Origin of the sequence: Ketogulonicigenium vulgare WSH-001 (genome assembly GCF_000223375.1) — a bacterium.
Classification (GTDB): Bacteria; Pseudomonadota; Alphaproteobacteria; order Rhodobacterales; family Rhodobacteraceae; genus Ketogulonicigenium; species Ketogulonicigenium vulgare.
This window is the reverse complement of sequence record NC_017384.1, coordinates 1022877-1049394: the sequence shown is the minus strand read 5'-3', so window position 1 is coordinate 1049394 and position 26518 is coordinate 1022877. Positions and strand designations below refer to the sequence as shown.

Below are 26518 nucleotides of genomic sequence, written 5' to 3'. Positions count from 1 at the left end.
ACACACCTAAACGGGCGGCAAGCGCCCAATAATGTTGAAAAAATGGGAAAGGCAGCGCGCCTTTCCCATAGGGCTCGTTTAGTTGGCGAATTCGCCAGCAGCCTCGATCACCGGACCCCACAATGCGATCTCAGAGACGACCTTGGCTTGCAGCGCCTCGGGGGTCGCATCGCTTGCGGGCGAAGGCGCGGTGCCCAGATCGGCAAAGCGGGCGATGACGTTTTCATCCGCCAGCGCGATTTGCAGCGCCTCGGTCAGGCGGGCGACAATCTCGGGCGAGGTGCCCGAGGGCGCATAAAGCCCGTGCCAGATCGAAACCGAAAAGTCCGGCAGGCCAGCCTCGGCCGGGGTCGGCAGGTCAGGCAGGCTGTCAAGGCGGTCGGGCACCGTCACGGCATAGGCCTTGATCGAGCCGTCGCGGATCTGGTTGGTCGTATTGGTGGTCTGGTCGCAGAGCAGGTCGACCTGACCGCCCATCAGATCGGTGATCGCAGGGCCAGTGCCCTGATAGGGGATCACGGTCATCTGGGTGCCGATCGCCTCCATGAACAGCAGGCCGCACAGATGGCTGGCCGCGCCCATACCGGCATTGGCATAGAGCACGCCTTCGCCCTCGGCCTGCACCCATGCGATGACATCGGCCAGCGTTTCATGCTCTAGCGAGGGACGCGCGGCGATCACCATCGGCACCTCGGTCACAAGGCCGACATATTCAAAGTCAGTGGTCGGATCGAACGGCAGGTTTGGATACAGCGACGGCGCGGTCGACATGCCGATATGGTGCAGCAGCAGCGTATAGCCGTCGTTCCTTGCCTGCGCGACGCGCGCCGCGCCCAAGGTGCCACCTGCGCCGCCGACATTCTCGACAACGATGTTCTGGCCAAGCTCGGCACTCATGGACTGGGCGACAAGACGCGTCACCGTATCGGTGGGCCCACCGGCCGAGAATGGCACGACGATGGTAATGGGCTGCGTCGGATAGGCAAAGGCCATCGCGGGCACGGCAATGGCAGCCGCAGTCATCGCGATCGCAGAAATTGATTTACGCATGATGTCCTCCTCAGAACTGGCGTCTAGCTCCTCCAAGCCAGTGCTGATGAACCGATGCGAGAGGGCGGCTGACAACCTGCCATGACGCGCGCGGCGCGGAAAAAATGCGCCACGGGCAAGCGCATGTGTCAGCGGCGGCACAAACCCCCGCCTGCCATGTGTCACGCGTGACACAAACTAGCTGTCGCTTTCGTCAAAGCTGTATTCGCGCCGATCCAGCCCATAGCGGCGGATCTTCAGATACAGCGCCTTGCGCGACAGGCCGAGCGATTCATAAACCGATTTCAGATTGCCGCCATGCGCGACCAGCGCGTTTGCGATCGTCGTGCGTTCAAACGCGGCCATCTTATCGGCCAAAAGGCCAGATCCCGCATCGGGTGCGGCATTGTCGAAGCCGATGCCAAGGCCCATGCCAAAGCGGTCGGCAGCATTGCGCAGTTCGCGCACATTGCCGGGCCAGTCGCGGTCGGTGATCGCGGTGGTGATTTGCGCGGGGACATCAACCGGATCAAGGCGATAGCGCAAGGCGGCCTCTTGCGCGAGCTTCAGGAACAGCAGCGCGATATCCTCGCGCCGTTCCGACAGGGCTGGGACGCGCAGGGTCACGACATTCAACCGATAGAGCAGATCGGCACGGAACCGGCCAGCGGCGACTTCGTCTTCAAGGTTCTCTTTGCTGGTTGCGATAAAGCGCGCGTTCAGCGGCATGGAATCATTGGTGCCCAGACGGGTCGTCGCGCGTTCTTGGATGACGCGCAGCAGTTTGGCCTGCACCTCGAGGGGCATGGCCCCGATCTCGTCCAGCAAGATCGTGCCGCCGCGCGCCAGCTCAAATTTACCAAAGCGCGCGCGCATCGCGCCGGGGAAGGCGCCTGCCTCATGCCCGAACAGCTCGCTTTCGATCAACATCGACGGCAGCGCGGCGCAGTTGATCGCGATAAAGGGCTTGTCTGCGCGCGGTGACATATCATGCAGGGCGCGGGCGGTGACCTCTTTGCCGGTGCCGGTCTCGCCCATGATCAGCACATCGGCCTCGGTCGGGCCGACGGCGCGGATCTTGTCGCGCAGGGCAATCATCGCGGGTGAGCGGCCGATCAGCCGCTGTTCGATATCATCGGGATGACCCGCCGCCGCGCGCAGCAGCCGGTTTTCCAGCACAAGAGCGCGCCTGTCACAGGCCCATTTCACCACATCGGCCAGATGCGAATTGGTGAATGGCTTTTCGACGAAGTCATAGGCGCCCTCTTGCATGGCGCGCACGGCCAGTTGCACATCGCCATGGCCGGTCACAAGGATTACGGGAATATCGCGGTCAAGATCATGGATACGGTTCATCAGCGTCAGCCCGTCCATGCCGGACATGCGGATATCGCTGACGACGATCCCCTTAAAGCCAAAGCCGACCAGATGCAGCGCCTCGTCCGCGCTGGGCAGGGCGCGCACGTCAAAATCGGCCAGCTGCAGGGCGAGGGCGGTCGCCTCGCGCATGTGATCGTCGTCGTCGATCAACAGAACCTGTATCTGTGTCATTGGCCCCCGATATGTTGTTTCAGCCAAATGGTGACCTCGGCGCCGCCATCGATAGTGGCAATTGCCAATTCGCCGCCGAAATCCTTGATGATATTATACGAGATCGACAGCCCAAGGCCCAAGCCCCGACCGACGCCCTTGGTGGAAAAGAACGGATCGAAAATGCGCGCGCGGATCGTGTCGGGCACGCCGATGCCGGTATCGCGCAGCGTAAGGCGGATCTGATCGCCGCTCGCCTCGGCACGGATGGTCAGCCTGCGGGTGGGGCGATCCTCCATCGCGTCCAGCGCATTGGCGATCACGTTGACCAACACTTGTTGCAGCCGCACCCGCCCGCCATGCACGGTCAGCGGGGGCACATCTTGCACAATCTCGACCCCATCCGCGCGGATACGCCAATCCAACAGGGCCAGCGCGTCGGTGATCACTTCGGCCAGGGGAACATCGGTCAACTGCTCGCCCGGTTTGCGGGCAAAGCTGGACAGGTGGCGACTGATCGCCGTCATGCGTTCGGTCAGCCCGTCAATGCGCTGCAAATACTGCGCCGCATCCGCAATCCGCCCGCGCGTGATCAGGGTTTGCGCGCTTTCGATGAACGAGCGCAGCGCAGCCAGCGGTTGGTTGAATTCATGCGACAACTCCGCCGACATCTGGCCCAGCGCGGCGAGTTTCGCGGCTTGGATCAGATCGGTCTGGGTTTTGCGCAATTGCACCTCGGTGCTGCGCCGCTCGGCCACTTCGCGCTGCAGTTGGTCGTTGACCACGGCGAGGTCTTGGGTGCGCTGGGTCACGCGCCGCTCAAGCTGCTCTTGCACCTCGCGTTGATGGGATTGCCGCTCGCGCAGGGCGGCGCGCCGTTGCAGCCACAAAAGCATACCCGCGACCGACAGGCTGAACGCCAATAGCGTGATCGCCACGGCCACGCGGGCTTGCAAACGGGCAGGGCCGGTATCGACCAGCACTTGCACCGTCCAATCCGCCTCGGGCATAGCTTCGCTGGCGACCAGATATTCGATATTCGGGCCCGACCGCACCAACGTCATCAGCGCGCGCCCGCGCCGGGTTTCAGACCGCAGCAGCGGCAGCTCGGTCAGGTCGGCATCGGCATAGCGCCGCGTGGCTTGGGTGCGCACCAACCGCTCATCCGTCAGCGGCAGCAGGGCCGAGAACAACCAATCGGGCCGCCCCGACATAAAGACGATGCCACTGGGATCGGTCACGACGATCTCGTAATCCGCGCCGTGCCACGCGCTTTCAATCGCCTCGACATCGACCTTGAGGGCGATGACCCCCGCAGTGCCGGTATCGGTCTGGATATCGGCGCTGTAATAATAGCCGCGCCGCAGCGAGGTGGTGCCAAGGCCGAAAAACTGCCCGCGCCCGGTGCCGATGGCATCGATGAAATAGGGGCGATAGGCGAAATTCTCGCCCACGAAACTGGTCGGCAGATCATAGTTCGAGGCCGAGATCGTCGTGCCGTCGGTGCGCATGATATAGATGTCCGAGGCCTCGAGCACCTCGGCCGTCGTCTTGAGATAGGCATCCATCTGCGCGATGCGCACGGGGTCATCGGGATTGCCCGCCAGCATCTGGATATTCTGCTGTGCGGCCAGCAGATCGGGCAATTGCCGATAGCGATCGAGCTGGCCTTTCAGCGCCGTGACCGCCAGACCCAGTGTGTTATCGGCGCGCTGGGCGGTCTGTTCCAGATAGAAATCCGTCATCACCCGAAAGGACGCCACCGCTGCCGCAACCCCAAGCGCCGAGACAAGGGTCAGGATAACGGTCTGTTTTCGCAGGCGATTGGGCAATAGGGCAGGTCTCCAGATCGTGACTGCGGCGCGGGCTTGCGCGAGGATGACCCGAAATGCGCCCTTAAGGCAAGCTTGCCTCGATCTCGTCCAGCCGCTGGTTCCACGGTGGCTCGACCCCCACGGCGCGCAGCATCAGCAGCCCCTCGACCGCAAGGAAAGCGATCCGCGCGGCCCGTGCGCCGGGGCTATCGCCCTCTAGCTTTGCCAGCACGCTGATATACCACGCGCGGGTGTCCAGCAGGTTCTGGTGATCTTGATAGAACGCGATCAGCAGGCCGGCCATCTTGCTGTCCATCGCATTTTCCGAGGCGCGCATCGTATGGATATAGCGGCGCACCAGCGCCACCGGGTCGGTCTGTTGATCCAGCTCGAGCAGCGCGTCGATCTGCTCGGTCCAGCGGCTGACCAGCGCGCGGATCAGATCATCTTTGGATGAGAACGAATATTGCACGCCGCCCTTTGATATCCCCGCCGCCTTTGCCAGCGCGTCGATCGTCAGGGCGCGCGCGCCGTCATTGCGTAAAATTTCAGTCGCAACATCCAGCAAGCCTTCGCGCGAGATGGTTGGTTTTCTACCCATTCGAAAGTCCGTCAAAGCTGTAGTGGTGACACATTTCAGTTGAAATCCATACGTATGTATTTATATAGCCGCTTGCAATCAATAGGTGTATTATGTCTGCCCGTCCATCCGATCCGAAACGCTGGTTTATTCTGCTTGCGGTGATGCTGGCATTTTTGCCGGTTGTCATCGATATGACAATTCTGCACATCGCCGTGCCCACGCTGACGCAGGCACTGGGCGCGTCGCATACGCAGGTGCTGTGGATCATTGATATCTATCCGCTGATGATGGCGGGTCTGCTGGTGCCGATGGGCACGTTGGCGGACCGCATCGGCACGCGGCGCATCTTGCTGACAGGGCTGGTCGTGTTTGGTGCGGCCTCGACCCTTGCAGCTTTTGCACCCAATGCGCCGATGTTGATCGCGGCGCGGGTGATGCTGGCGCTGGGCGGGTCGATGATCATGCCCTGTGTGCTGGGGGTGATCCGCAAAACCTTTGACGACCCGGCGGAACGCGCGATGGCACTGGGTCTGTGGGGCACGGTCGGCGCGGCGGGCGCGGCTGTCGGCCCGCTGGTGGGCGGCGCGCTGCTGGCGCATTTCTGGTGGGGCTCGGTCTTTTTGATCAACCTGCCGGTGATGCTGATCGTCGCGCCAGTCGCCTATGCCCTGCTGCCACGGGCCGAGGCGCGCACCCCCGGTGCTTGGCGATTTGGTCAGGCGATCTTGTTGATCATCGGCATGATTTCGGTGGTTTACAGTATCAAAGCGGGCTTTGGCGGCAAGCAATCCATCGGCACCGTGCTGGCGATCCTTGCCTTTGGTGCGCTGATGCTGGGCCTGTTTGCCCGCCAGCAACTGCGCGCTCCGGAACCTATGCTGGATCTGTCGCTGCTGTCGCGCCCGGCGATTGTCGCGGGCATGATCATGGCCGTGGTCGCCACATCCGCGCTGGCCGGGGTCGAGCTGACGCTGGCGCAAGAGCTGCAATATGTGCTGGATCGCACGCCGCTGCAGGCCGGGATTTTCATGATCCCGATCATGCTGGCCTCTGGCGTCGGCGGGCCTGTTGCGGGGTATCTGAGCAACCGGTTCGGGCTGCGCAATGTGGCCACGCTGGCGCTGCTTTCATCGGCGGCCTCGCTGGCAACTTTGGCGCAGCTTGATTTCCACGATCCGGGTTGGGTGGTGCCGATGCTGCTGGCGCTGCTGGGCCTTGCCCTTAGCATCGGGCTGACGGCCTCGTCCATCGCGATCATGGGCGCGGTCGAGGCCGAAAAGGGCGGCGCTGCCGGCGCGCTAGAGGCGACCAGCTATGAGCTGGGCAGCGGCCTTGGGATCACCTTGTTCGGGGTGTTCATGTCCAGCATCTTCACCCGCATGATCGTCCTGCCCGAGGGGATTGCCCCCGATATGGCGGATGCGGCCATGCGCTCGATCGGTGACAGCTATCTTGTTGCGGCGCAGATGGCGGATGGGACGGCGCTGATTGCGGCGGCCAAAGCGGCCTTTACGGACACACATGCCGTGCTGCTGACCACATCGGCGGCCCTGATCGGCGCGCTGGCCTGCCTCGTCTTTGTGTTGCTGGCGCATTATCGGGCGCCCAAACCGGATCATATCGCAGGCTGAACACCTTGCGCTTTGTGCGGGGGCGGCGCAACCTGCCCCCGCAAACAGGAGCCACAGAATGACCAAGCTGACGCATACCCAAGACATCTGGCAGGCGCGTTATGCGCAAAGCAGTCCTCTGTCGCAGATTGATCCTTTGGTAGCGCGGCTGATGGGGCATCGCTCGGTCCGGGCCTATAGTGATCGCGCGGTCGAGGATGATGTGCTGCTGCAAGCCATCGCAGCGGCGCAATCGGCATCGACATCGTCGAATTTGCAGGCCTGGAGCGTGGTGGCCGTCCGTGACCCCGCCAAACGCGCGCGCCTGTCCGCGCTTTGCGGCAATCAGCGCCATATCAATGATGCGCCGGTCTTTCTGATCTGGCTGGTGGATTGGTCGCGTCTGCGCCGCATTGCGGCGACACAGGATCAACCCAGCGACGGCACCGACTACCTTGAAAGCTATACGGTCGGTGTGGTCGATGCCGCGCTGGCCGCGCAGAACGCCGCCGTCGCGCTTGAGGCGCTTGGCCTTGGGCTGGTCTATATCGGCGGCATCCGCAATCACCCCGAGGACGTCGCAGCTGAGCTGGGCCTGCCGTCCGGCACTTTCGCGCTGGTGGGGATGAGCATCGGCTATCCCGATCCGGCGCGCCCCGCCGATATCAAGCCGCGCCTGTCGCAGGCCACGATTTTGCACAATGAAACCTATGACAGCGCCCCAGAGCAGGCGGCCGTCGCCGCCTATGATGCCGCGATGGTCGATTTCCAACGCGCGCAGGGCCGGGGCGATCTGCCATGGTCGGCAACTGCCGTGCAGCGCGTTAAAGGCCCCGGGTCGCTATCGGGGCGTGAACGGCTGCGCGATGCGCTGCAAAACCTTGGCCTGCCGCTGATCTAGCGCGGCGGTTTTTCTCATAGTGGGATGAAATCAAACACTATTCCCCTGCGTGGGCCATAGGTCTTAGCAGGGGCGCACTGTTCTGACGTGATCGTGAATGAATGGCTTGAGCGGGGCCCGCGCCGGTGCCACTATGATGCGAACCCCCGCCGCCCGCGGGGCCGCGCAATATGAGGTGTCGCTATGACTTTCGCTCTTTCCCGTCGTGGTTTCCTGCTCAGTTCCGGCGCGCTGATGGCGCTGGCCCCGCAATTTGCACGGGCGCAGGCAGGCGGGCGCATCACCATCGCCGCCGATAGCGAGCCGCGCCAGTTGAACCCCGCGATTGTCGCCTCGAATGGCGTGTTCTTTGTCGCCTCGAAGGTGATCGAGCCTTTGGCCGAGGCGTCCTATGATGGCGAGGGCCTGACCCCGCTGCTGGCCACCGGCTGGGAGGGCAGCGAGGACGGGCTGTCGATCACCTTCACCTTGCGCGAGGGGGTGACATGGCACGACGGCCAGCCCTTTACCTCGGCCGATGTGGCGTTTTCGGCGCTCGAGGTTTGGAAGCCGCTGCAAAATATCGGCCGCAGCCTGTTCGCCAATCTGGAAAGTGTCGAGACGCCGGATGATCACACCTCTGTCTTCATCTTCTCGCAGCCAACGCCGCTGCAACTGATCACGCTGGCGCTGCCAACGGTCTCCTCGGTGCTGCCGCGCCATATTTACGAGGGCACGGATATCGCCGAAAATCCGGCGAACCGTGCACTGATCGGGACGGGGCCTTATACGTGGGGTGACTATCGCCCCGGCGAATATTTCCTGCTGCGGCGCAATCCGAATTACTGGCAGGCGGATTTGCCGGTGACCGAAGAGCTGGTCTTCCGCGTGCTGCCGGACCGCGCCGCCGCCGCCAACTCGCTCGAGGCGGATGAGATCCAATTGGCCGCCTTCTCTGCCGTACCGCTGGTCGATCTGGCGCGGATCGGGCAGGTGCCCGGCCTGCAGGTGATCACCAAAGGTTACGAGGCGCTTACCTATCAACTGGTGGTCGAGATCAACCACCGCAACGAATATCTGTCGAACCTTTCAGTGCGCCGCGCCATCGCCCATGCGATTGATAAGCAATTCGTGCTCGATACGATCTTCCTCGGCTATGCCGCCGCCGCGACCGGCCCGGTGCCTGCGAATGATCCGACCTTCTACACGCCCGATGTCACCACCTATGATTTCGACGTCGCCGCCGCCAATGCGCTGCTGGACGAGGCGGGCTTTGCCGCTGGCGCGAATGGCGTGCGCTTTGCACTGCGCCTGCTGCCCGCGCCCTATTTCAACGAGACGCGCCAATTCGGCGATTACCTGCGCCAAGCCCTTGCCGCCATCGGGATCGAGGCGACGATCATCGCCAATGACAGCGCGGGCCATCAGCGCGCCGTTTATACCGATCACGCCTTTGACCTTGCCGTCGCGCCGCCGGTTTTCCGTGCAGATCCCGCGATTTCCACGACGAACCTCGTGCGGTCGGGTCTGCCTGCGGGGGTCACATTCTCGAACCAAGGCGGCTATCAGAATGCCGATCTGGACGCGCTGATCGATACCGCGCTGACGACGCTGGATACGGCGACGCGGGTTGATCTGTATCACCAGTTCCAGCAAAAAGTGACCGAGGATCTGCCCCTGATCAACGTCGCCGACTGGTCCTTTACCTCGGTCGCATCCGACCGGCTGCAAAACATCGCGACCAATCCGCGTTGGGCCGTGTCGAACTGGGCTGATTTCGCCTTGGCCGAATGAGCTTCTTGCTGAAACGGATTGCACAGCGTCTGATCGGCAGCATTCCGGTGCTGCTGATCGTTGTCGTTGGGGTGTTTCTGTTGCTCGATCAGGCGCAGGGGGATGCGGTTGACGCTTATCTGGCGTCGATCGGTGGCGGTGATGCGGGCCTGGCTGCCGATATGCGCGCGCGCTTTGGCCTAGACCAGCCGCTGGTCGCGCGGCTGTGGTTTACCCTGTCGCAACTGGCGCAGGGCAATCTGGGCTGGTCGGTAGCGCTGAACCGTCCCGTTGCCGATGTGATACTTGAGCGTCTGCCCAATACATTATGGCTGATGGGCAGTGCGACGGCGCTGTCGTTTGTGTTTGGATCGGGCCTTGGCATTTTGGCAGGGCGCAGGCCCGGATCGGCGCTGGACCGGCTGCTGTCTGGCGGCTCGCTGCTGCTGTATTCGCTGCCCAGTTTCTGGTTCGGGCTGGTGCTGTCGGTGATTTTCGCGGTGCAACTGCGGTGGTTTCCGGTCTCGGGGATCGAGACGATTGCCTCGGGCAAGGCCGGTTTGGCGCGCGCGCTGGATGTCGCATGGCATCTTGCGCTGCCTGTTTCTGCGCTGGGAATGATCTATCTGGCGCTGTTTCTGCGTATCATGCGGGCAGGCATGGCCGAGGCCTGGACACAGGATTACCTGCTGGCCGCCCGGGCGCGCGGGCTGTCAGATCGGCGCCAAGTGCTGAACCATGCTGCGCGCAACGCGCTGATGCCGCTGATTACGATGCTGGGGCTGCAAGCGGCGGCGATGCTGGGAGGCTCGGTTGTGATCGAAAGCGTGTTCGGCATCCCCGGCTTTGGCCGTCTTGCGCAAGAGGCGGTCGCGGGGCGTGATACGGTGTTGCTGCTGGGGGTGATCGTCGTCTCTGCCGTCATGGTCATCATCGCGAACCTGCTGGTCGATCTAACCTATGGGCTGCTCGACCCGCGCGTCAGGCAGGAGGGGTGATGCGGTTTGATTTTGGTGCCATGGCTGGCGGGGTGTTGCTGCTGATCGTGCTGGGCGCGGCGCTGTTTGCGCCCTGGCTGTCGCCGGGCGATCCGCTGGCGATTGTAGCGCGCCCGTTGACACTGCCGTTTCAGGATGCACATCACCCTTTAGGCACTGACAGGTTGGGCCGCGATTTGCTGGCGGGGGTGATCCACGGCGCCCGCACATCCGTCATCGTCGGGCTCTCGGCGGCGATTGTGGCGATTGCGGCAGGGATGCTGGTCGGCACCATCGCAGGTTTCGCCGGTGGCTGGGTCGAGGCTGTGCTGATGCGCGTTGTCGAGGCGTTCCAGATCGTTCCGGGATTTCTGCTTGCGCTGGCCTTTGTCGCGGTCAGCGGGCCGTCCCTTGGGATGCTGGTGCTGGCCATTGCCATCGGGGCATGGACCAGCCCCGCGCGGCTGGCACGGGCGCGTGTCTTGGCGTTGAAACAGGCGGATTTCGTCGCCGCCGCGCGCGTCATCGGGATGCATCCGGCCGAGATCGCCCTGCGCCAGATCATGCCGCTGGCATTGCCGCCGGTGTTGGCGCTGACTGCGGTGATTGTCGCGGGGGCGATCTTGACCGAATCCGCGCTGTCATTTTTGGGCCTCGGCGATCCGAATGTCGTCACTTGGGGCGGGATGATCGCCGAGGGGCGCAACCAATTGCGCGCCGCGCCGTGGCTGTCGATCATCCCCGGCCTTGCGCTGGTGGTGACGGTCATCGCGACCTATCTGCTAGGCGAGGCGATCAGCGACCGCGTCACCGGAAAGGTCAGAAGATGAGCGTTCTGCTGGACATCCGCGACCTATCCGTGCGCTATCCGCGCAGCGCCGCGCCCGCGCTGTCGGGCCTTTCCCTGTCACTGCACGCACAGGAACGCCTGGCCGTGATCGGAGAATCCGGCTCGGGCAAATCGACCTTGGCGCGCGCGATTGCGGGGCTGTTGCCTGCGGGCACCGCCCAAGGCGGCACCTTGGACTGGCAGGGTGATCAGATGCGCCTTGGCCGCGATATCGGCTATGTTTTCCAAGATCCGGGCGGCAGTCTGAACCCGCTGCTGTCCATCGGGGCGCATCTGGATGAGGTGATCAAGGCACATCAGGGCGGCACCCGCGCACAGCGGCAAGCGCGGGCACTTGCGCTGCTGGAACAGGTGCAATTGCCGCAACCCGCGCTTGCGCGGCATGCCTTTCCGCATCAGTTTTCCGGCGGGCAACGCCAACGCATCGCGATCGCGTTGGCCATTGCCGCCGCGCCGCGCTTGCTGATCGCGGATGAGGCAACCTCGGCGCTGGACGTGCTGGTTCAGGCCGAGATTGTCGCGCTGCTGCGCCGCCTTTGCGCCCAGAACCAGATGGCGCTGCTGTTCATCACCCATGATATCGCGCTGGCGGGCAGTCTTGGGCAGCGGATCGCGGTGCTGCATCAGACGCGGTTGGTCGAAATCGGCACGGCGGAACAGGTGATCCATCATCCGTCCCAGATGTATACACGGTCACTGTTGGCGGCGACAATCGACCTGAACAGCCCGCGTCGGGTGTCAGTATGACGTTGCTGACGGTTAACGGTCTGACGAAATCCTATACCGGCGCGCGGGGCGTTCTGGCACTGTCGGATGTGTCGCTGGCCATTGCGCCGGGTGAAACTTTGGGCCTGATCGGGCCTTCGGGTTGCGGGAAATCAACCCTCGCGCGGGTGCTGGCGCGGCTGGTGCCTGCAGATCAGGGCAGCGTCACATTTGACGGGCAGGATTGGCTGGCGCTGCACGGCGGGGCGCTGCGACGCGCCCGCGGGCGCTTGCAAATGGTGTTTCAGGACCCCGCCGCCGCCTTTCACCCGCGCGCCACAGCAGGCGGCGCGATTACGGAGGCGCTGCGCCTGCAATCCCCGCTTGCTGCGCCCGCGCGCCGCCTGCGCATGGCCGAGCTGTTGGCGCAGGTGGGATTGGATGCCGATTTTGCCCATCGCCCGCTGCGCGATCTGTCGGGCGGCCAGCGTCAGCGCGTGGCCATCGCGCGCGCCATTGCAACCGGGCCAAAGCTGATCATTCTGGACGAGGCGGTCTCTGCGCTTGATGCAGGCGTGCGCGGCCAAGTGCTTGATCTGCTTGTCGATCTGCAAAAGCGTCTTGGCCTGTCCTATCTGTTTATCGGCCATGATATCGCGGTCGTGCGCGCCATCTCGCACCGGATCGCAGTGATGGAGGCGGGTCGTATCGTCGAAGAGGCCGACGCCGAGGCGCTGCTGCGCGCGCCGCAATCTGATATGGCGCGCCGCCTGATCGCCGCCGTTCCATCTATAAAGGGGACCATCCCATGACCACGCTGACCGATATTCCGCCCTTTCCGGCGGATGGCTATGCGCCACTTGCCGATCAGATCGCCCAGATTCTGCACACCCAAAACGACGTGCTGCTGATCCAGGCCGAGGCGGTGGTGGCTCTAGAGGCTTGCGCGATGTCACTGGGGCGGCCGGGCGCCAGCGCGCTGAATATCGTGACCTCGATGTATGGGCAGTGGTTTGGTGGCTGGCTGCGCCGCGCGGGGGCGGATGTGGTGGATCTGCAGGCCGCGGCAGGCCAGCCGATTGCGCTTGCGGCGGTGGCTGATGCGCTGGCGCAGGGCGATTTCGATCTGGTGGCTCTGGTCCATGCAGAAAGCGCCTATGGCATCCTGAACCCGCTGCCCGATATCGCGGCGCTGGCGCGTGCGCATGGCGCGTTGGTGGTGGTGGATGCGGTGGCCTCGGTCGGCGGGCACGCGTTGCGCGTTGACGAATGGGGCATTGATCTGGCGGTGATCGGCCCGCAAAAATCCTTGGGCGGGCAGGCGGGCACCTCGGCCATTGCCGTGTCAGATCGCGCCTGGGCCGCTGTTGCGCCGCAGGGCGAGGCGCCGTCGATCCTGTCACTGGCCGATCAGCGCGCGCTGTGGCTGGATAGGGGGCGCGGCGCGCTGCCGGGCACGCCCTCGGCGATCGAGTTTCACGCCTTGCACGCGGCGCTGGCGCGTGTCGCGGATGAGGGGGCGGCGGCGCTCATTGCACGGCACGCCGATACCGCTGATCGCGCGCGCCGCGCGGCCCTGCTGCTGACAGGGCGCGCATGGGTGCGGCCTGATGCGGCGTCCAACCTTGTGACAGCGGTGGCTTTGCCCGATGGGATCAGCGCGGCTGATGTGCTGGCCCTTGCCCCCAAGGACACGGCGCTATCGGCCGGGGTTGGCCCCGCGGGCGATCGGATCATTCGTCTGAACCACACCGGCCCGCGCGCCACGCCTTGGGTGATTGAGCACGATATTTCAGTGCTTTGTGATGTGTTCCTAAAGATTGGCTTACCGGTCGATCGCGCAGCGGTGCTGGAGGCTTTGCGATGAATGCCCGCGCTGTGATCTTTGACCTCGACGACACATTGCTGACCGCTTATCGCACGCCGGGCAAGACCTGGTTCGCGATCATCGCAGAAAATGCCGAGGCTTTGGGCGAGCATGACAGTGCCTGGGTAACGGCTGGCGTGCTGGATAAAGTCCTCAGCTTTTTGGCGCGCGAGGAAGGCCGCAAGCTGTGGCGGCTTGAGGGCGATGCGACGCGGCGCAAGGTCGTGCGCTCGGCCTTTCATCACCTGAACCTTGCACGGCCTGGCGGCTCTGAACCGCTGCATGGGGTTGACGCCGACCGTATTGCGGACCGGTTCGAAAGTTATCTGGAAGAAACGATTTCCCTCAAACCCGGCGCGCATCATGTGCTGGGCCTGTTGCAGCAACGCGGGCTGCGGCTGGCGCTGCTGACCAACGGATCTGGCGCACGCCAACGCGGCAAAATCCAGCGCTTTGATCTGGCGCGCTATTTCGATGCCATCCAGATCGAGGAAGAGGTCGGCATCGGCAAGCCCGAGCCCGCCGCCTATCGGCTGCTGCTGGCGCAGTTGGACCTGTCCGCCGATCAGACATGGATGATCGGCGATGACCCGATTTGGGATATCGCAGCGCCCGCGCGCCTTGGTTTGCAGACGATCTATTACACCGAAGACCGTCGGGCGCGAAAACCCGAAGCGGCGCGCCATATGGTTCATCAGTTGGATGAAATACCTATGTTAATTAACTGATATAATTATATATATTGGTATATTTCAGATGGGGTGAGGGAAAATTTAACTGATTTCGACCCTGAAGCAGTCATTTTCTTCCAAATGCGGCACAAAAGATGGCAGACTGCCTTTATCGACAGGGCATTCCGCCTCGCATATGAAGGTGGGATATTTTCGGCGCTGCACGGAATATGCGGCTAATAACAGGTGGATATCATGCGTCTTGGCACTCGAACGACTTTGCTTTTGGCGACCGCGCTTGTGGCGGCCGGCAGTGCGCAGGCGCAGGACGCGCCCAGTGCCGGCGGGATTTTGCGCGTCGCGACATTCGAGCCGCTCTGCCTCGATCTGAACGAGGGCAGCTCGCGCAACAGCCAGACGGCGATGCAGGATGTCTATGATCGCCTGATCTCGAAGAACCTCGATGGCACGTTCCATCCGTGGATCGCCAGCGCTTGGGAGATTTCCGAAGACGGGCTGACCTATACGTTCACGATCCGCGATGGTGTGATCTTTCACGACGCAACCCCGCTGGATGCCGAGGCTGTGCGCGTCAACCTGCAGCGCTGGGTCGATGACAAGAATGCAGGCGGCGTGCCCGTCGCCTCTGTCGCCGCCGATGGCGCGACCGTGACCCTGACCCTGTCTGAGCCCTACAGCCCGCTGCTGCATGACCTGAGCGAGCCGCAATTGGGTCTCGTCTCGCCCACCTCAATGACGGAATTCTCGAAAGAGGCGCGTTGCGAGGGTGGCCCCGGTGTCACCGCAGGCTCGGGCCCGTTCCGCGTGGCGGCCCGTGCTGTCGGCCAAAGCCTGACGCTGGAGCGCAACCCCGATTATAACTGGGCGCCCGCCGATGCCGCGCATGAGGGCCCGGCCTATCTGGACGGGGTCGAGCTGCGCTTTTTGGCCGAGGATGCGGTGCGCGTCGGCGCGGTTGAATCCGGTCAGGCCGATATCGCGACCGTCATCCCCGCCATCGCCGTCCCCGCGATCGAGGCGAACAGCGCGCTGCAATTGCTGCGCACCGAACAGCCGGGCATCCCGTGGTCGTTTTGGCTGAACCAAAGCAAAGCGCCGCTGGACGACCAGCGCGTGCGCGAGGCGTTGCGTATCGGTGTCGACTTCGCCGGCCTTGTGCAGGCGGTCTTCCTTGGCACGGCAACGCCCGCTTATGGCGCGATCACGCCCGGCATTCCATGGGCCTATGTCCCTGAATTCGAAGGCGCTTGGCGCTTTGACGCCGCCGCCGCACAGGCGCTGCTGGACGAGGCGGGCTGGGTGCCGGGTGCGGACGGCATTCGTGTGAAAGACGGCGTGCGCCTTGCGCTGCGCGATGTGTCGGCTGTGAACTGGAACAACCAGCAGCGCGAGCTGTTCGCCCAAGGCATTCAGGCCGGTCTGCAGGCGATTGGCGTCGAATATACCCGCGATGTGCTGGATTTCGCGTCAGTGGATCAGATCTTCAACAATAATGAATATGATATCGTTGATACCTCGCAGGCGGCAGGCGATCCGAACCTGTTGTTCGGGGCCTTCTTCTCGACGCAGACTTGGGCGGTCAGCAATACGAACTGGGGCTTTGTGAATGACCCCGCGCTGGATGCGGCGCTGGAAACTGGCCTGCACAGCGCAGATCAGGACGCCCGCGCCGCTGCTTACCGCGAGGCGCAGCAGATCATCAACGACAACGCCTATCTGTTGCCGATTGCGAATAACCAAGTGCTCGTCGCCGCGCGTAGCAGCGTGAACGGGGTGATCTTCCACAACTCGGGCCAGATCGGCAGCTATCACGGCACCTGGCTGGCTCCGTAATCTATGCGCGAGATTCTGGTAAGAATTCTTGCCGGTGTCGCGGTCCTTTGGGCCGCGGCATCTTTGGCATTCGTGGTTCTGCAATTACTGCCCAGCGATCCCGTGCAGGTGATCTATGGCGCCGACAGCACCGTCACGCCCGAGATGCGCGACCGTATCCGCGCGGAATACGGGCTCGATCTGCCGGTACATCAGCAATATGCGAATTTTATCAGTCGCTTGGTGCAGGGGGATTTGGGCGAAAGCTATCAACAGCGCCGCTCGGTCGTGTCGATCATCACCAGCGAGCTGGGATCAACCATCACCATGGCGGTGCTGGCGGTGGGCTTTGCGGTGACATTGGCGGTGCTATCGGCGCTGCTGACGGCGGGACGGCGCGGGTTCTGGCGGTGGCTGATCTCGGGGATCGAGCTGGTGGCGATTGCAACGCCTGCCTTTTGGATCGGGATTCTGCTGCTGACGTTCTTTTCGTTTCGCTGGGCGATCTTTCCGGTGATGGGCGATAGCAGTTGGCGCTCTCTGGTGCTGCCGGTCGCGACGCTGGGGCTGTCGCTGTTCGGCACCCTCAGCCAAGTCATGCGGCAAGAGATGGATATGGCGCTGGAACAGCCCTTTGCGCTGACCGCCCGCACGCGAGGCCTGTCGGAATGGGCGCTGCGCTGGCGTCATGCGCTGCGCCATGCGCTGATCCCCGGCCTGACCATTTCGGCCGAGATGTTCGGCGCGCTTTTGGGCGGTGCGATCATTACCGAGACGGTCTTTGGCCGCCCCGGCCTTGGCCGTATCACGCTGCAAGCGGTGCGCAATCAGGACATTCCGGTGGTGATCGGCGTCGTTTTGTTCGCTGCCTTGGTCTTTGTCACCATCAATATTCTGGTTGATCTGCTCTATCGCCTGATTGACCCCCGCGTGCAGAGGGCAGGCGCATGAGCAACCTTGTTCTAGAGGCGACCAGCCTCGACCGTCACCGCCCCAGGGCTATCGGGTTGGGCCTGATCCTGTCGGGACTGGTCTTTGTGTTCATCGTTTTTTGCGCGCTGGCGCCGCAGGTCATTGCCACGCATAACCCGTTGACACCCGATCTTTTGGCCTCGCTGAAAGCACCATCGTGGGCGCATCTTTTCGGCACGGATCAGCTGGGCCGCGATATTTTCAGCCGCACGATCTATGGCGCGCGCCACTCGCTGTATATCGCGGGCGGCGCGACGCTGATCGCGGTTACGGTTGGCATTCTGATCGGCCTTTTGTCGGGCGCGATTGGCGGCGTGGTCGATATGGCGCTGATGCGTGTTATCGACATTCTGATGGCCTTTCCCAGCCTGCTGATGTCGATGGCCGTGGTCGCATTCCTTGGCACCAGCAGCACCAATATCCTGCTGGCCATCGCGATTGCCATGGTGCCGGGCTATGCGCGGATCGTGCGCGCGCAGGTGTTGGTGATCCGCAGCGCGGGCTATGTCGAGGCCGCGCGCATCCTAGGTCAAGCGCCCGCAGTGACACTCTGGCGGCACATTCTGCCCAATACGATCGGGCCGCTGGTGGTGCTGGCCACCTTGGGGGTTGGCAGCGCGATCTTGCAGTCGGCGGCGCTGTCTTACCTTGGCCTTGGGCCAAAACCGCCGACGCCGGAATGGGGCTTGATGCTGTCCGAGGGGCAAAATTACCTGCGCGTCGCGTGGTGGATCGGCGTTTTTCCGGGGCTTTTCGCGACGATGACGATTATTGCGACCACTGTGTTGGGCCGCAGCCTGAAAGCCTTGTCCGAGGGACGCCGCACATGACCCTTTTGGATGTGAAAAATCTGCATATCCGTTTTGCGGGTCGCACGGCGGCTGAGGATGTCCATGCCGTGCAGGGCCTGTCCTTTACGCTGCGGGCGGGCGAATGCCTTGCGATTGTTGGGGAAAGTGGCTCGGGTAAATCCGCGACGGCCCGTGCGCTGGTGGGGTTGTCGGGCGAGACCGCCGAGGTCCGCGCCGATCACATGCGTCTTGGTGCGTCGGATCTGCTCGCGCTGAACCCGCAGGAATGGCGCGGCGTGCGCGGCCGCCATATCGGTTTCGTATTGCAGGACGCGCTGGTCTCCCTTGATCCTTTGAAACGGATCGGCGCCGAGGTGGGCGAGACGCTGCGCGAGCATCGCCTTGCCCCCCGCAGTGCAATCCCCACGCGCGTGGCCGATCTGCTGACCTCGGTCGGTATCCCCGATCCGCGCCCGCGGATGCGGCAGTTTGCGCACCAACTGTCGGGCGGTTTGCGGCAGCGGGCGCTGATCTCCTCGGCCATCTCGGGCGCGCCCGAGGTCCTGATCGCGGATGAGCCGACCACCGCGCTGGATGTGATCGTGCAGGACCAGATCCTGACCCTGCTGGCGCAAATGAAGGCGGCGGGGCAGGCGATCATCCTGATCTCGCATGATTTGGCGGTGGTGGGGCGGTTGGCCGACCATATTATCGTGCTTAAACAGGGCGAAGTCGTGGAATCCGGCCCGCCTGCGCAGGTGCTGGGCGCGCCGCAGGCGCTGTATACACAGCAATTGCTGGCCGCGATCCCGTCCGAGAAAACCCGCGGCAAAGCATTAACTTTGGGGGCCGCTGCGCCCGCGCGGGCGGCGGCTGGCGCGGATGTGGTCATCGCTGCCGATGGTGTCAGCAAGGGTTTTGGCGGCAAGCCCATCGTCAAAAACGTCTCTTTTACCATCCGGCAGCGCGAGACTCTGGGCCTGGTTGGGGCGTCCGGCAGCGGGAAAACAACCCTTGCGCGGCTGGTGCTGGGATTGGAACGCCCCGATAGCGGCACGATCACCCTGCGCGGCGCGGCGTGGTCGGAACTGCCCGAGCGCGCGCGCAGGCCCCTGCGGCCAAAGGTGCAACTGGTCTCGCAAGATCCTGCCAGCGCCTTTGACCCGCGCCACACCGTCGGCCAGATCATGGCCGAGGCGCTGGAACTGGCGGGCGTGCCTGCAAAGGACCGCGCCCCGCGCGCGGGCGCGCTGCTGGGATCGGTTGGGCTGACGGCGGCCTATCTGTCGCGGCGCCCGCGCGCTTTGTCTGGCGGCCAGCGCCAGCGCATCGCCATTGCACGTGCCTTGGCGATGGAGCCCGATATCCTGATCTGCGACGAACCTGTCTCGGCGCTCGATGTCTCGACCCAGGCGCAGGTGCTGGATCTGCTGGAAAAGTTGCGCCATGATCTGCGTCTGACGATGCTGTTTGTCAGCCATGATCTGGGCGTGATCCGCCATGTCAGCGACCGCGTGTTGGTGATGAATGCGGGCGAGATTGTCGAGGAGGGCAGCGTTGATCAGGTATTCAACGCCCCCGCGCATCCCTATACGCAAAGCCTGCTGGCGGCGCTGCCAGATTTACCAAAGTGGGTGTCATGATGAGTTACGACGACTGGCGCGCGGCGCGCCTTGCCGGCCTGCAGGCTGATGCAGGTTGGCTGAATATCACTGACCGCGTGGAATATGGCCAAGGCACGTTCCGCATTGGCCGCGCGGCGGATAATGATCTGGTGCTGTCGGTTGGCCCCGACCACTTAGGCACAGTGACCCGCACGGGCAGCGCGATCAGTTTTGCGAATGCTGACGGGCAGGCGCTGCCGCTTGACCATAACCGCGTAACGATCAGCGACCTGCTGCTGGAATTCACCGCGCTCGAGGGGCATTATGCCATCCGCGTGCGTGACCTTTCGGATCAGGCCCGGTTTGCCTTTGACGGGTTGAGTTATTTCCCCGCCGATCCCGCATGGCGTATCCGCGCGGATTGGGTGGCGCTGGATGCGCCGATCCAGCAACCGATTGATACAGTGGCGGAAATCGCGACATCCGTGACCGTTACCCATAAGGCCGTCTTTCACCATGGCGGGCAACAGGTGGAACTGCTGGCGACCCATGGCAGCGCGGATCGCCCGATGTTCGTGCTGCGTGATCTGACGGCGCGCGACAGCACCTATCCGGCGGCGCGGTTCGTCTTTGGCGAGGATGTGACTGCGGATAGCGTGACGCTGGATTTCAACAAAGCGGTCACGCCGCCTTGCGGCTTTACGCCCTTTGCCACCTGTCCCTTGCCGCCGCCGCAGAACATTCTGCCCTTCCGGATCGAGGCGGGCGAAAAGCGGCCGCGGCTTTAACCTGCTTTAGGCTGGGCAAAAAGCGATGCGATAATCGGGGTGATCCGGGGCAGTCAGATTGTGATCGCGCCGGATCAATGACACCTGACCCGCCATCGCGGCGCAGGATGCGGCAAAGGCGGTTTCAGGTTCGTCGAAATATTCGATGGATAACATGTGGTTGCCATAGGTCTCGCGATAGGCATCGCATTCGTTAAACACCGCGCAAGATTCCGCGATGACGAAATCGAACCCCAGCGCGGGGCCCTCGGCCCCCAGATCCAGCGTGTTTTTCTGGCCGGAGGCCATGCCGAAGCCATGCGCCGCCCCATTGATCATCCGCGCCAGCGCGGCGTTGCCCGCGCGCGACAAAAGGCCGTTTGTGCGGGTGAAACTGTCCAGATTATCGGTCTCGATTGCGTTGAAACCTTTGGCGGCGCAATCGGCGATCCATGGCGCGAGCACCACAAAAATGGCGGCGCGCTTGCCCTCGCTGCGGGTGTCCAGAAAATACTCGCCCGCCCAGTTCGGGTCCTCCATCACATGATCGCCATCGCGCAGCAGCAGATCGGGATGGGTGTTCAACCAAAAGTCCTGATGTTCGGGCTGTGTCTGGAAGCCGTTGATATAGCAGATATTATAAAGACCCGCAGCAATCTGGTCGCGGTAATCGCGGATGACGATCCGTACCTGCGGATCAGGCGCATACGAGGTGCCGATCTGGTAATCAAAGGGCGCGCCCGTAGGGGGCAGCACGATGTCCTGCGCAAAAACGCCAGCGGGCAGGGCGGCGACAATTAGGGCAAGGCACAGACGCATATCATCCACCACTGATGTGTTGCTGCATTCGACCACGGCGGAAATACCCTTGTCCAGCGCGCCATCCAGCGTCTTGGGCATTCATGTCATGCTGATATGGCCCCTATCACATTCATCGCTCTAATCACGGGGCGCAAGACGGCTTAGATCAGGGTCCTGATCGATAAGTATGAGGACAAGATGCTAGGAACAATTCTGCACGCCCCCGGTGATGTCCGCTGCGTGCATTTGCCCGAGCCTGAAATTCTGGCCCCCACCGATGCGATCATTCGCCTGTCGGCCAGTTGCGTTTGTGGCTCGGATCTATGGCCCTATCGCGGCTTGCAGGATATCGGCGCGCCGATGGCGATGGGGCATGAATATTGCGGCGTGGTGCTGGAGATCGGCGCGGCGGTGAAAAACGTCAAGGTCGGCGATTTCGTCGTCGGATCATTCGTGCTGTCGGATAATAGTTGCCCGCATTGCAAACACGGCTTTCAATCGTCGTGTGAGCAGCGCGCGTTTATGACCGGCGCGCAGGCCCAGATCGCGCGCATTCCGCTGGCCGATGGCACGCTGGTCGCGACCCCGACCCATCCGGACGAGGATCTGATCCCCAGCCTGCTGGCGGTGTCGGATGTGCTGGGGACCGGCTGGTATGCGGCCGATGCCGCGCGTGTGCAGGCCGGATCGACCGTTGTGGTCGTGGGCGATGGCGCCGTTGGCCTGATGGGCGTACTGGCGGCCAAACAAAAAGGTGCCGAGCGGATCATTATCATGAGCCGCCACAAGACCCGTCAGGACCTGGCGCTGGACTATGGTGCAACGGATATCGTCTCGGAACGCGGCGATGACGGTGTGACCCGGATCAAGGCATTGACCCAGCGCATCGGCGCCGATGCGGTGCTGGAATGCGTCGGGACGCAGCAGTCGATGACACAGGCGCTGCAGGTCGCGCGGCCCGGGTCAATGATCGGCTATGTTGGCGTGCCCCATGGCGTGCAGTTTGACGGCGCGAACCTGTTTTTCACGCAGGTTGGCATGTTGGGCGGGCCCGCGCCGGTGCGTCGTTTCCTGCCGCATCTGATGGATCTGGTGCTGTCGCGCAAGATCAACCCCGGCAAGGTCTTTGACCTCGAGCTGCCGCTGCAGGATGTGGCCGAAGGCTATAAGGCCATGGACGAACGCCGCGCGATCAAGACCTTGCTGCGGGTCTAATGCTTGTCCGTCCCTGCAATCGCCTTTAACCAAAGCAAAGGGCTTTGCGGGGAGACTGGCGATGAGTGATCTGTTTGACAGCGGCGCGCGCCATTCCCGCGCGCCACTTGCGGCCATTTTGCGCCCGACCTCGCTGGACGATGTGATCGGACAGGACGAGATCACCCGTGCGGGCAGTATTTTGCGCCGCCGTATCGCTGCGGGCGCATTGGGGTCGGTGATCCTTTATGGCCCGCCGGGGGTTGGCAAAACCTCGATTGCGCGGGCGGTTGGGGCGATGCTGGGCAAAAGCTTTCGCCCGCTGAACGCAACGCGCGCTGGCGTATCGGACATCCGCAAGCTGGCGGACGAGGCGCGCATGACCCCGCTGCTGATCTTTGTTGACGAGGTGCAGCGTTTCAGCGCGACGCAAACCGATGACCTGCTGGCGATCTGCGAAGAGGGTCTGGTCGATTTCATGGGCGCGACCACCGGCAATCCTTACCATGTGCTGACACCGGCGCTGGTGTCGCGATCGACCATCCTGAAACTGGAACCGCTTGACCTGACGGCGATGGAACAGGTGTTGCGCCGCGGATTGCAGCATCTGGCTGCGGGCGGCACCGAGGTCGCGATCAGCGATCCGCATCTGCGCATGATTGCAGGACGTGCGGGCGGCGATGCGCGCCGCGCGCTGACGGTGCTGGAAAGCCTGTCGGTTGGGCATAGCGGCACGGTGCAGATCACCGATGCCATGCTGGACGAGGTGTTCGCCGCCGCGCCCGTCAACCATGACCGCACGGGCGATGCGCATTATGATATCATCTCGGCCTTTATCAAATCGATGCGCGGATCGGACCCTGATGCGACGCTTTATTGGTTGGCGCGGCTGATCCATGGCGGCGAGGACCCGCGCTTTATTGCGCGGCGGATGATGATCCATGCCTCGGAGGATGTCGGGCTTGCGGATAATACCGCGCTGCAAACGGCGGTCGCAGCGGCGCAAGCGGTCGAAAAGATCGGCTACCCCGAGGCGCAGATCGTCCTTGCCCATGCCGCCCTGCATATCGCCCGCGCGCCAAAATCGATGTCCAGTTATCGCGGTATCGCGACGGCGCTGGCCTATGTTGCGGCAAATCCTGCGGTTCCCGTCCCGCTGCATCTGCGCGATGCGCATTACAAAGGGGCCGAGGCGCTGGGGCACACGGGCTATCGCTTGCCCCATGATGATCCGCGAGGCTGGCTCGATCAGGATTACGGGCCATTCCCGCCCGGCAGCTTTTACCAAAGCGATGCGCGCGCCGCGGCCACATTCGAAAAACGCGCCGACAGCTATTGGCAAGATGTCACAGGCCGCCCAGCCGCGCGCCGGCTGGACGAGCCATAGGTCACGCAGCCAGCTTGCGGCGCAGGAAGTCACGCACCGTCGCGCGCCACAGATCGGCCTCTTCGACCTGCGGCGAATGGCCGGAGTTTTCGAAAATGACCAATTCGCTGCCTGCGACCAGATCATGGATCTTTTCGCTGCAGGCGACCGGCGTGATCCAATCATGCCGCCCGACAGTGATCAGCATCGGCACATGCAGCTCGCGCAATTTGTCCTTTAGGTCATAATCGCGCAGGTTCACCGAAAAGGCATAATTATGCGTTGCATAGTGATAGGGGGTATGTTCGACCCGCTGGCGCACCTTTTCCATATCCAGATCGTGATCATAAAGCGGCAGGATATGCGCCCAGGCCTTTTTGAAATCATCATTGTCGATGATCTTGCCCTGCATCATACGATCAAACAGCGGCAGGTCGATCTCGATCCGCGATGAGGATTTGGCGTTTTCATTGGCCAGATCTTCGTGGCTGTTGTCGGGGGAGGTATCGCGCAGCACGATGGCGCGCACGCGAGAGGGATAGCGCGTTGCATATTCCATCGACATGAAGCCGCCATAGCTGCCGCCGCCCATGATAATCTGTTCAGCCCCCGCCCATTGGCGCAAAGCGTCGATATCAGCCGCCCATTGTTCATGGGTAAAGGGGCCGATATCGCCGCTTTTGCCCGATCCGCGCGCATCGAACACCAGCACACGATATTCGTCTGCCAGCGCCCCGAACGAGGCCTTGGGTTCGGTGTGACTGCCAAGGCCCGGCGCGCCGTGGTGCGTGATCATCAGCGGTTTTGCAGGGTCATCGCCGCCCAGCATTTCGACATACAGCGGGCAGCCATTGATTTCGACAAACATCAGGTGACCTTTCAGATGTGACGGCGCAGGAAGTCGCGCACGGTGGCGCGCCACAGATCGGCTTCCTCGACTTGCGGCGAGTGACCGGAATGTTCGAAAATCTTCAGCTCGCTGTTTTCCAGCAGCTCGTGCAGTTTTTCGCTGGCGGCCACCGGCGTGATCCAGTCATGGCGACCCACGGTGATCAGCACCGGCACCTTCAGATCTTTCAACTGCGGCTTCAGGTCGAAATTCTTTTGGTTGACGGAAAACGCATAGTTATGTGTGGCATAGTGGTAGGGGGTGGTCTCGATCCGCTCGCGCACTTTGTCCATGTCCAGCTTGTGGTCGTAAAGCGGCAGGATCATACCCCAGGATTTCTTGAACTCCTCGTTATTGCGCACGCGGCCTTCGCGCTGGCGCAAATACAGGTCCTCGTCCTCGGCCGAGATGGTGATCCGGTCAGAGTTGCGCGCCCGCGCGTCTGATCCCGCCCGAAAGCTGTTGTCGGGCGCGGTGTCGCGCAGCACCATGGCGATCACATGTTGTGGATAGCGGATCGCATATTCCATCGACATATAGCCGCCATAGCTGCCGCCGGCGATAATGATGCGTTCCTCGCCCGCCCATTGGCGCAGCGCGTCGATATCGGCGGCCCATTGTTCATGGGTGAATGGGCCTTCATCGCCGCTGGCCCCTGATCCGCGCGCGTCGAACACCAGCACGCGATATTCATCTGACAGCGATCCAAAGGATTTCTTTGGCTCGGTATGGCTGCCAAGGCCCGGTGCGCCGTGGTGAGCGATGATCAGCGGTTTTGCCGGATCATCCCCGCCCAGCATTTCGACATAGAGTTCACAGCCGTTGATGGTCAAAAACATGGGTTTTCCTTAGAGTATCGTGCAGCTTGCCAGATCGCGCGGATAGGTCGTCAGGCGTTCGGGGCCGGCGTCGGTGATCAGGATCGTGTCGGAAATCCGATAGCCGGCGTGACCGGGCACATAGATCCCCGGCTCTGACGAGACGACCATGCCAGCGGCCAGCGGCGTGCTGTCGCCATCCGAAATCCACGGCGCCTCGTGCAGCCAGACGCCGATGCCATGGCCTTGGCGATGGCGGATGAATTTGCCCATGCCTGCGTCGCGGATCACATCCAGACAGATGCGGTTTGCCGCCTCGCATGGCGTGCCGACGGTCAGGGCGTCCGATCCGATCTGCTGCGATCGCATCGCAACGTCGTAATAGTCCCGCTGCTGGGCCGAGGGTTCCCCCAGCACGAAGGTGCGCTCGCTTTCGGCAAAACGCCCGCCCACCGCGCAGCCCAGTGACAGGATGAACGTGTCGCCATGCGCAAGGCGTTGCCCCGATGGCAGGCCGTGCGGATAAGAGGAATTCTCCCCTGTATACACGAGCCCGCCCGACATTGACTTGCCGATCACGATATCCGCGTGTTCGGCGAACATTGTCCGCACACCCACTGCCTTTACATGGGTCGCAAGTTCGGATTCGCTGGGCAGGGGGCTGCCCTTTGCCAGCGCTTCGCGGATCAGCTCGATCCCCGACAGCACCATCAGATCGGAAATCCGCGCCGCCTCGCGGTGCAGGGCGATTTCCTCGGGCAGTTTGATCAGGCGCGCATCACCCACGATATCGGCCATGATCCATTCGGCCGCCGGTGCATAGGATTTGAACTTTGCCACGCGACCCGCCGGTGTTTCGGGCGAATAGGCACAGGTGCCGCGCGGCGCAAGGCGGCGCAGCAGGATCGAAAACGCATCCTCGACCCCGGGAAATTCATCATAGACCACAAAGGTCGCCAGCGCCTTTTGGCGGGCGGCATTGTCGGCCTCAAGCGCGGGCACCAGCATATAGGTCTCGTCCAGCGTCATATAGACGGCGCAGGGGCGTTCATTGGCCGAATGGAAAAAGCCGGTCAGATAGGCGACATCGAAATCACCCTCGACGATCAGCGCATCGACCCCCGCCTTGCGCATACCGTCGCGCACGCGGGACTGGATTTTTTCGTAAACCGCGCGGGATAGCGTTTGGCGCAT

24 protein-coding genes are annotated in these 26518 nt (G+C 62.8%); 16 read left to right on the top strand and 8 right to left on the bottom strand.

The annotated features are described in order from the left end of the window. Positions 1-78 precede the first annotated feature (78 nt). The 4 genes from KVU_RS05205 to KVU_RS05190 all read right to left on the bottom strand — a co-directional run bounded on the left by KVU_RS05205 (position 79) and on the right by KVU_RS05190 (position 4974). Entirely contained in the window at positions 79-1191 is a 1113-nt protein-coding gene (locus KVU_RS05205; RefSeq protein ID WP_014537727.1) for a tripartite tricarboxylate transporter substrate-binding protein, read from the bottom strand. Positions 1192-1227: 36 nt separating this feature from the next. Then, positions 1228-2580 (bottom strand): sigma-54-dependent transcriptional regulator, encoded by a 1353-nt coding sequence (locus tag KVU_RS05200; protein ID WP_013384289.1) that lies wholly within the window; start codon positions 2578-2580, stop codon positions 1228-1230. After that, complete coding sequence (locus KVU_RS05195) at positions 2577-4391, bottom strand: sensor histidine kinase (RefSeq protein ID WP_013384288.1); 1815 nt, start codon at positions 4389-4391, stop codon at positions 2577-2579. The genes KVU_RS05200 and KVU_RS05195 overlap by 4 nt, the downstream gene beginning before the upstream one ends. A gap of 64 nt (positions 4392-4455) precedes the next feature. Beyond that, positions 4456-4974, bottom strand: coding sequence for a TetR/AcrR family transcriptional regulator (locus tag KVU_RS05190; protein WP_013384287.1), 519 nt, complete (start codon positions 4972-4974; stop codon positions 4456-4458). A 92-nt stretch (positions 4975-5066) separates the two neighbouring features. On the opposite strand from KVU_RS05190, the gene KVU_RS05185 reads away from it, so the two are divergent. The 14 genes from KVU_RS05185 (at position 5067) to KVU_RS05120 (ending at position 20277) form a co-directional block, all read left to right on the top strand. Beyond that, positions 5067-6587 (top strand): MFS transporter, encoded by a 1521-nt coding sequence (locus tag KVU_RS05185; protein WP_014537726.1) that lies wholly within the window; start codon positions 5067-5069, stop codon positions 6585-6587. A gap of 58 nt (positions 6588-6645) precedes the next feature. Continuing rightward, entirely contained in the window at positions 6646-7467 is an 822-nt protein-coding gene (locus tag KVU_RS05180) for an NADPH-dependent oxidoreductase (protein ID WP_013384285.1), read from the top strand. A 183-nt stretch (positions 7468-7650) separates the two neighbouring features. After that, complete coding sequence (locus KVU_RS05175; RefSeq protein WP_013384284.1) at positions 7651-9240, top strand: ABC transporter substrate-binding protein; 1590 nt, start codon at positions 7651-7653, stop codon at positions 9238-9240. Beyond that, positions 9237-10217, top strand: coding sequence for an ABC transporter permease (locus KVU_RS05170; RefSeq protein ID WP_014537725.1), 981 nt, complete (start codon positions 9237-9239; stop codon positions 10215-10217). The genes KVU_RS05175 and KVU_RS05170 overlap by 4 nt, the downstream gene beginning before the upstream one ends. Continuing rightward, positions 10217-11026, top strand: a complete 810-nt coding sequence (locus tag KVU_RS05165; protein ID WP_013384282.1) for an ABC transporter permease — start codon at positions 10217-10219, stop codon at positions 11024-11026. Before KVU_RS05170 ends, KVU_RS05165 begins: the two co-directional genes overlap by 1 nt. Further along, positions 11023-11793: an ABC transporter ATP-binding protein gene (locus tag KVU_RS05160; protein WP_013384281.1), complete on the top strand. Its 771-nt coding sequence runs from the start codon at positions 11023-11025 to the stop codon at positions 11791-11793. Before KVU_RS05165 ends, KVU_RS05160 begins: the two co-directional genes overlap by 4 nt. Then, positions 11790-12563, top strand: coding sequence for an ABC transporter ATP-binding protein (locus KVU_RS05155; RefSeq protein WP_013384280.1), 774 nt, complete (start codon positions 11790-11792; stop codon positions 12561-12563). Before KVU_RS05160 ends, KVU_RS05155 begins: the two co-directional genes overlap by 4 nt. After that, positions 12560-13618, top strand: coding sequence for a pyridoxal-phosphate-dependent aminotransferase family protein (locus tag KVU_RS05150; protein ID WP_014537724.1), 1059 nt, complete (start codon positions 12560-12562; stop codon positions 13616-13618). The genes KVU_RS05155 and KVU_RS05150 overlap by 4 nt, the downstream gene beginning before the upstream one ends. Then, on the top strand, positions 13615-14346 hold the full coding sequence (locus KVU_RS05145) for an HAD family hydrolase (protein ID WP_013384279.1): 732 nt from the start codon (positions 13615-13617) through the stop codon (positions 14344-14346). The genes KVU_RS05150 and KVU_RS05145 overlap by 4 nt, the downstream gene beginning before the upstream one ends. Before the next feature lie 198 nt (positions 14347-14544). Then, positions 14545-16143, top strand: coding sequence for an ABC transporter substrate-binding protein (locus tag KVU_RS05140; protein WP_236953045.1), 1599 nt, complete (start codon positions 14545-14547; stop codon positions 16141-16143). Between the two features lie 3 nt (positions 16144-16146). Beyond that, on the top strand, positions 16147-17073 hold the full coding sequence (locus KVU_RS05135) for an ABC transporter permease (protein ID WP_013384277.1): 927 nt from the start codon (positions 16147-16149) through the stop codon (positions 17071-17073). Beyond that, a complete protein-coding gene (locus tag KVU_RS05130) occupies positions 17070-17924 on the top strand; it encodes an ABC transporter permease (RefSeq protein WP_014537723.1) in 855 nt (284 codons plus the stop codon). The genes KVU_RS05135 and KVU_RS05130 overlap by 4 nt, the downstream gene beginning before the upstream one ends. Beyond that, positions 17921-19528 carry a dipeptide ABC transporter ATP-binding protein gene (locus KVU_RS05125; protein WP_013384275.1) on the top strand — a complete coding sequence of 536 codons (1608 nt, stop codon included), beginning with the start codon at positions 17921-17923 and terminating at the stop codon, positions 19526-19528. Before KVU_RS05130 ends, KVU_RS05125 begins: the two co-directional genes overlap by 4 nt. Further along, on the top strand, positions 19525-20277 hold the full coding sequence (locus tag KVU_RS05120) for a DUF1684 domain-containing protein (protein WP_013384274.1): 753 nt from the start codon (positions 19525-19527) through the stop codon (positions 20275-20277). The genes KVU_RS05125 and KVU_RS05120 overlap by 4 nt, the downstream gene beginning before the upstream one ends. 6 nt (positions 20278-20283) lie before the next feature. On the opposite strand, the gene KVU_RS05115 is transcribed toward KVU_RS05120, so the two are convergent. Further along, entirely contained in the window at positions 20284-21156 is an 873-nt protein-coding gene (locus tag KVU_RS05115; protein ID WP_013384273.1) for an endo alpha-1,4 polygalactosaminidase, read from the bottom strand. Positions 21157-21255: 99 nt separating this feature from the next. On the opposite strand from KVU_RS05115, the gene KVU_RS05110 reads away from it, so the two are divergent. Both KVU_RS05110 and KVU_RS05105 read left to right on the top strand, forming a co-directional pair. Beyond that, entirely contained in the window at positions 21256-22272 is a 1017-nt protein-coding gene (locus KVU_RS05110) for a zinc-dependent alcohol dehydrogenase family protein (RefSeq protein ID WP_013384272.1), read from the top strand. 61 nt (positions 22273-22333) lie between these two features. Continuing rightward, the gene (locus KVU_RS05105; RefSeq protein ID WP_013384271.1) at positions 22334-23638 is read left to right on the top strand and encodes a replication-associated recombination protein A; all 1305 of its coding nucleotides are present in this window, start codon (positions 22334-22336) and stop codon (positions 23636-23638) included. 1 nt (position 23639) lies between these two features. Here the strand turns inward: KVU_RS05105 and KVU_RS05100 are convergent, their stop codons facing one another. Genes KVU_RS05100 through KVU_RS05090 form a run of 3 tightly spaced genes read right to left on the bottom strand, consistent with a single transcriptional unit; the run spans position 23640 to position 26518 of the window. After that, positions 23640-24485, bottom strand: a complete 846-nt coding sequence (locus tag KVU_RS05100) for an alpha/beta fold hydrolase (RefSeq protein ID WP_013384270.1) — start codon at positions 24483-24485, stop codon at positions 23640-23642. An 11-nt stretch (positions 24486-24496) separates the two neighbouring features. Continuing rightward, on the bottom strand, positions 24497-25345 hold the full coding sequence (locus KVU_RS05095; RefSeq protein WP_013384269.1) for an alpha/beta fold hydrolase: 849 nt from the start codon (positions 25343-25345) through the stop codon (positions 24497-24499). A gap of 9 nt (positions 25346-25354) precedes the next feature. Then, positions 25355-26518, bottom strand: coding sequence for a M24 family metallopeptidase (locus KVU_RS05090; protein ID WP_013384268.1), 1164 nt, complete (start codon positions 26516-26518; stop codon positions 25355-25357).

Coding starts and splice junctions, on each gene's coding strand:
- KVU_RS05200 (WP_013384289.1), bottom strand. CDS start 2,580: ATGACACAGATACAGGTTCTGTTGATCGACGACGACGATCACATGCGC.
- KVU_RS05190 (WP_013384287.1), bottom strand. CDS start 4,974: ATGGGTAGAAAACCAACCATCTCGCGCGAAGGCTTGCTGGATGTTGCG.
- KVU_RS05185 (WP_014537726.1), top strand. CDS start 5,067: ATGTCTGCCCGTCCATCCGATCCGAAACGCTGGTTTATTCTGCTTGCG.
- KVU_RS05180 (WP_013384285.1), top strand. CDS start 6,646: ATGACCAAGCTGACGCATACCCAAGACATCTGGCAGGCGCGTTATGCG.
- KVU_RS05175 (WP_013384284.1), top strand. CDS start 7,651: ATGACTTTCGCTCTTTCCCGTCGTGGTTTCCTGCTCAGTTCCGGCGCG.
- KVU_RS05170 (WP_014537725.1), top strand. CDS start 9,237: ATGAGCTTCTTGCTGAAACGGATTGCACAGCGTCTGATCGGCAGCATT.
- KVU_RS05165 (WP_013384282.1), top strand. CDS start 10,217: ATGCGGTTTGATTTTGGTGCCATGGCTGGCGGGGTGTTGCTGCTGATC.
- KVU_RS05160 (WP_013384281.1), top strand. CDS start 11,023: ATGAGCGTTCTGCTGGACATCCGCGACCTATCCGTGCGCTATCCGCGC.
- KVU_RS05155 (WP_013384280.1), top strand. CDS start 11,790: ATGACGTTGCTGACGGTTAACGGTCTGACGAAATCCTATACCGGCGCG.
- KVU_RS05150 (WP_014537724.1), top strand. CDS start 12,560: ATGACCACGCTGACCGATATTCCGCCCTTTCCGGCGGATGGCTATGCG.
- KVU_RS05145 (WP_013384279.1), top strand. CDS start 13,615: ATGAATGCCCGCGCTGTGATCTTTGACCTCGACGACACATTGCTGACC.
- KVU_RS05140 (WP_236953045.1), top strand. CDS start 14,545: ATGCGTCTTGGCACTCGAACGACTTTGCTTTTGGCGACCGCGCTTGTG.
- KVU_RS05135 (WP_013384277.1), top strand. CDS start 16,147: ATGCGCGAGATTCTGGTAAGAATTCTTGCCGGTGTCGCGGTCCTTTGG.
- KVU_RS05130 (WP_014537723.1), top strand. CDS start 17,070: ATGAGCAACCTTGTTCTAGAGGCGACCAGCCTCGACCGTCACCGCCCC.
- KVU_RS05125 (WP_013384275.1), top strand. CDS start 17,921: ATGACCCTTTTGGATGTGAAAAATCTGCATATCCGTTTTGCGGGTCGC.
- KVU_RS05120 (WP_013384274.1), top strand. CDS start 19,525: ATGATGAGTTACGACGACTGGCGCGCGGCGCGCCTTGCCGGCCTGCAG.
- KVU_RS05115 (WP_013384273.1), bottom strand. CDS start 21,156: ATGCCCAAGACGCTGGATGGCGCGCTGGACAAGGGTATTTCCGCCGTG.
- KVU_RS05110 (WP_013384272.1), top strand. CDS start 21,256: ATGCTAGGAACAATTCTGCACGCCCCCGGTGATGTCCGCTGCGTGCAT.
- KVU_RS05105 (WP_013384271.1), top strand. CDS start 22,334: ATGAGTGATCTGTTTGACAGCGGCGCGCGCCATTCCCGCGCGCCACTT.
- KVU_RS05100 (WP_013384270.1), bottom strand. CDS start 24,485: ATGTTTGTCGAAATCAATGGCTGCCCGCTGTATGTCGAAATGCTGGGC.
- KVU_RS05095 (WP_013384269.1), bottom strand. CDS start 25,345: ATGTTTTTGACCATCAACGGCTGTGAACTCTATGTCGAAATGCTGGGC.
- KVU_RS05090 (WP_013384268.1), bottom strand. CDS start 26,518: ATGCGCCAAACGCTATCCCGCGCGGTTTACGAAAAAATCCAGTCCCGC.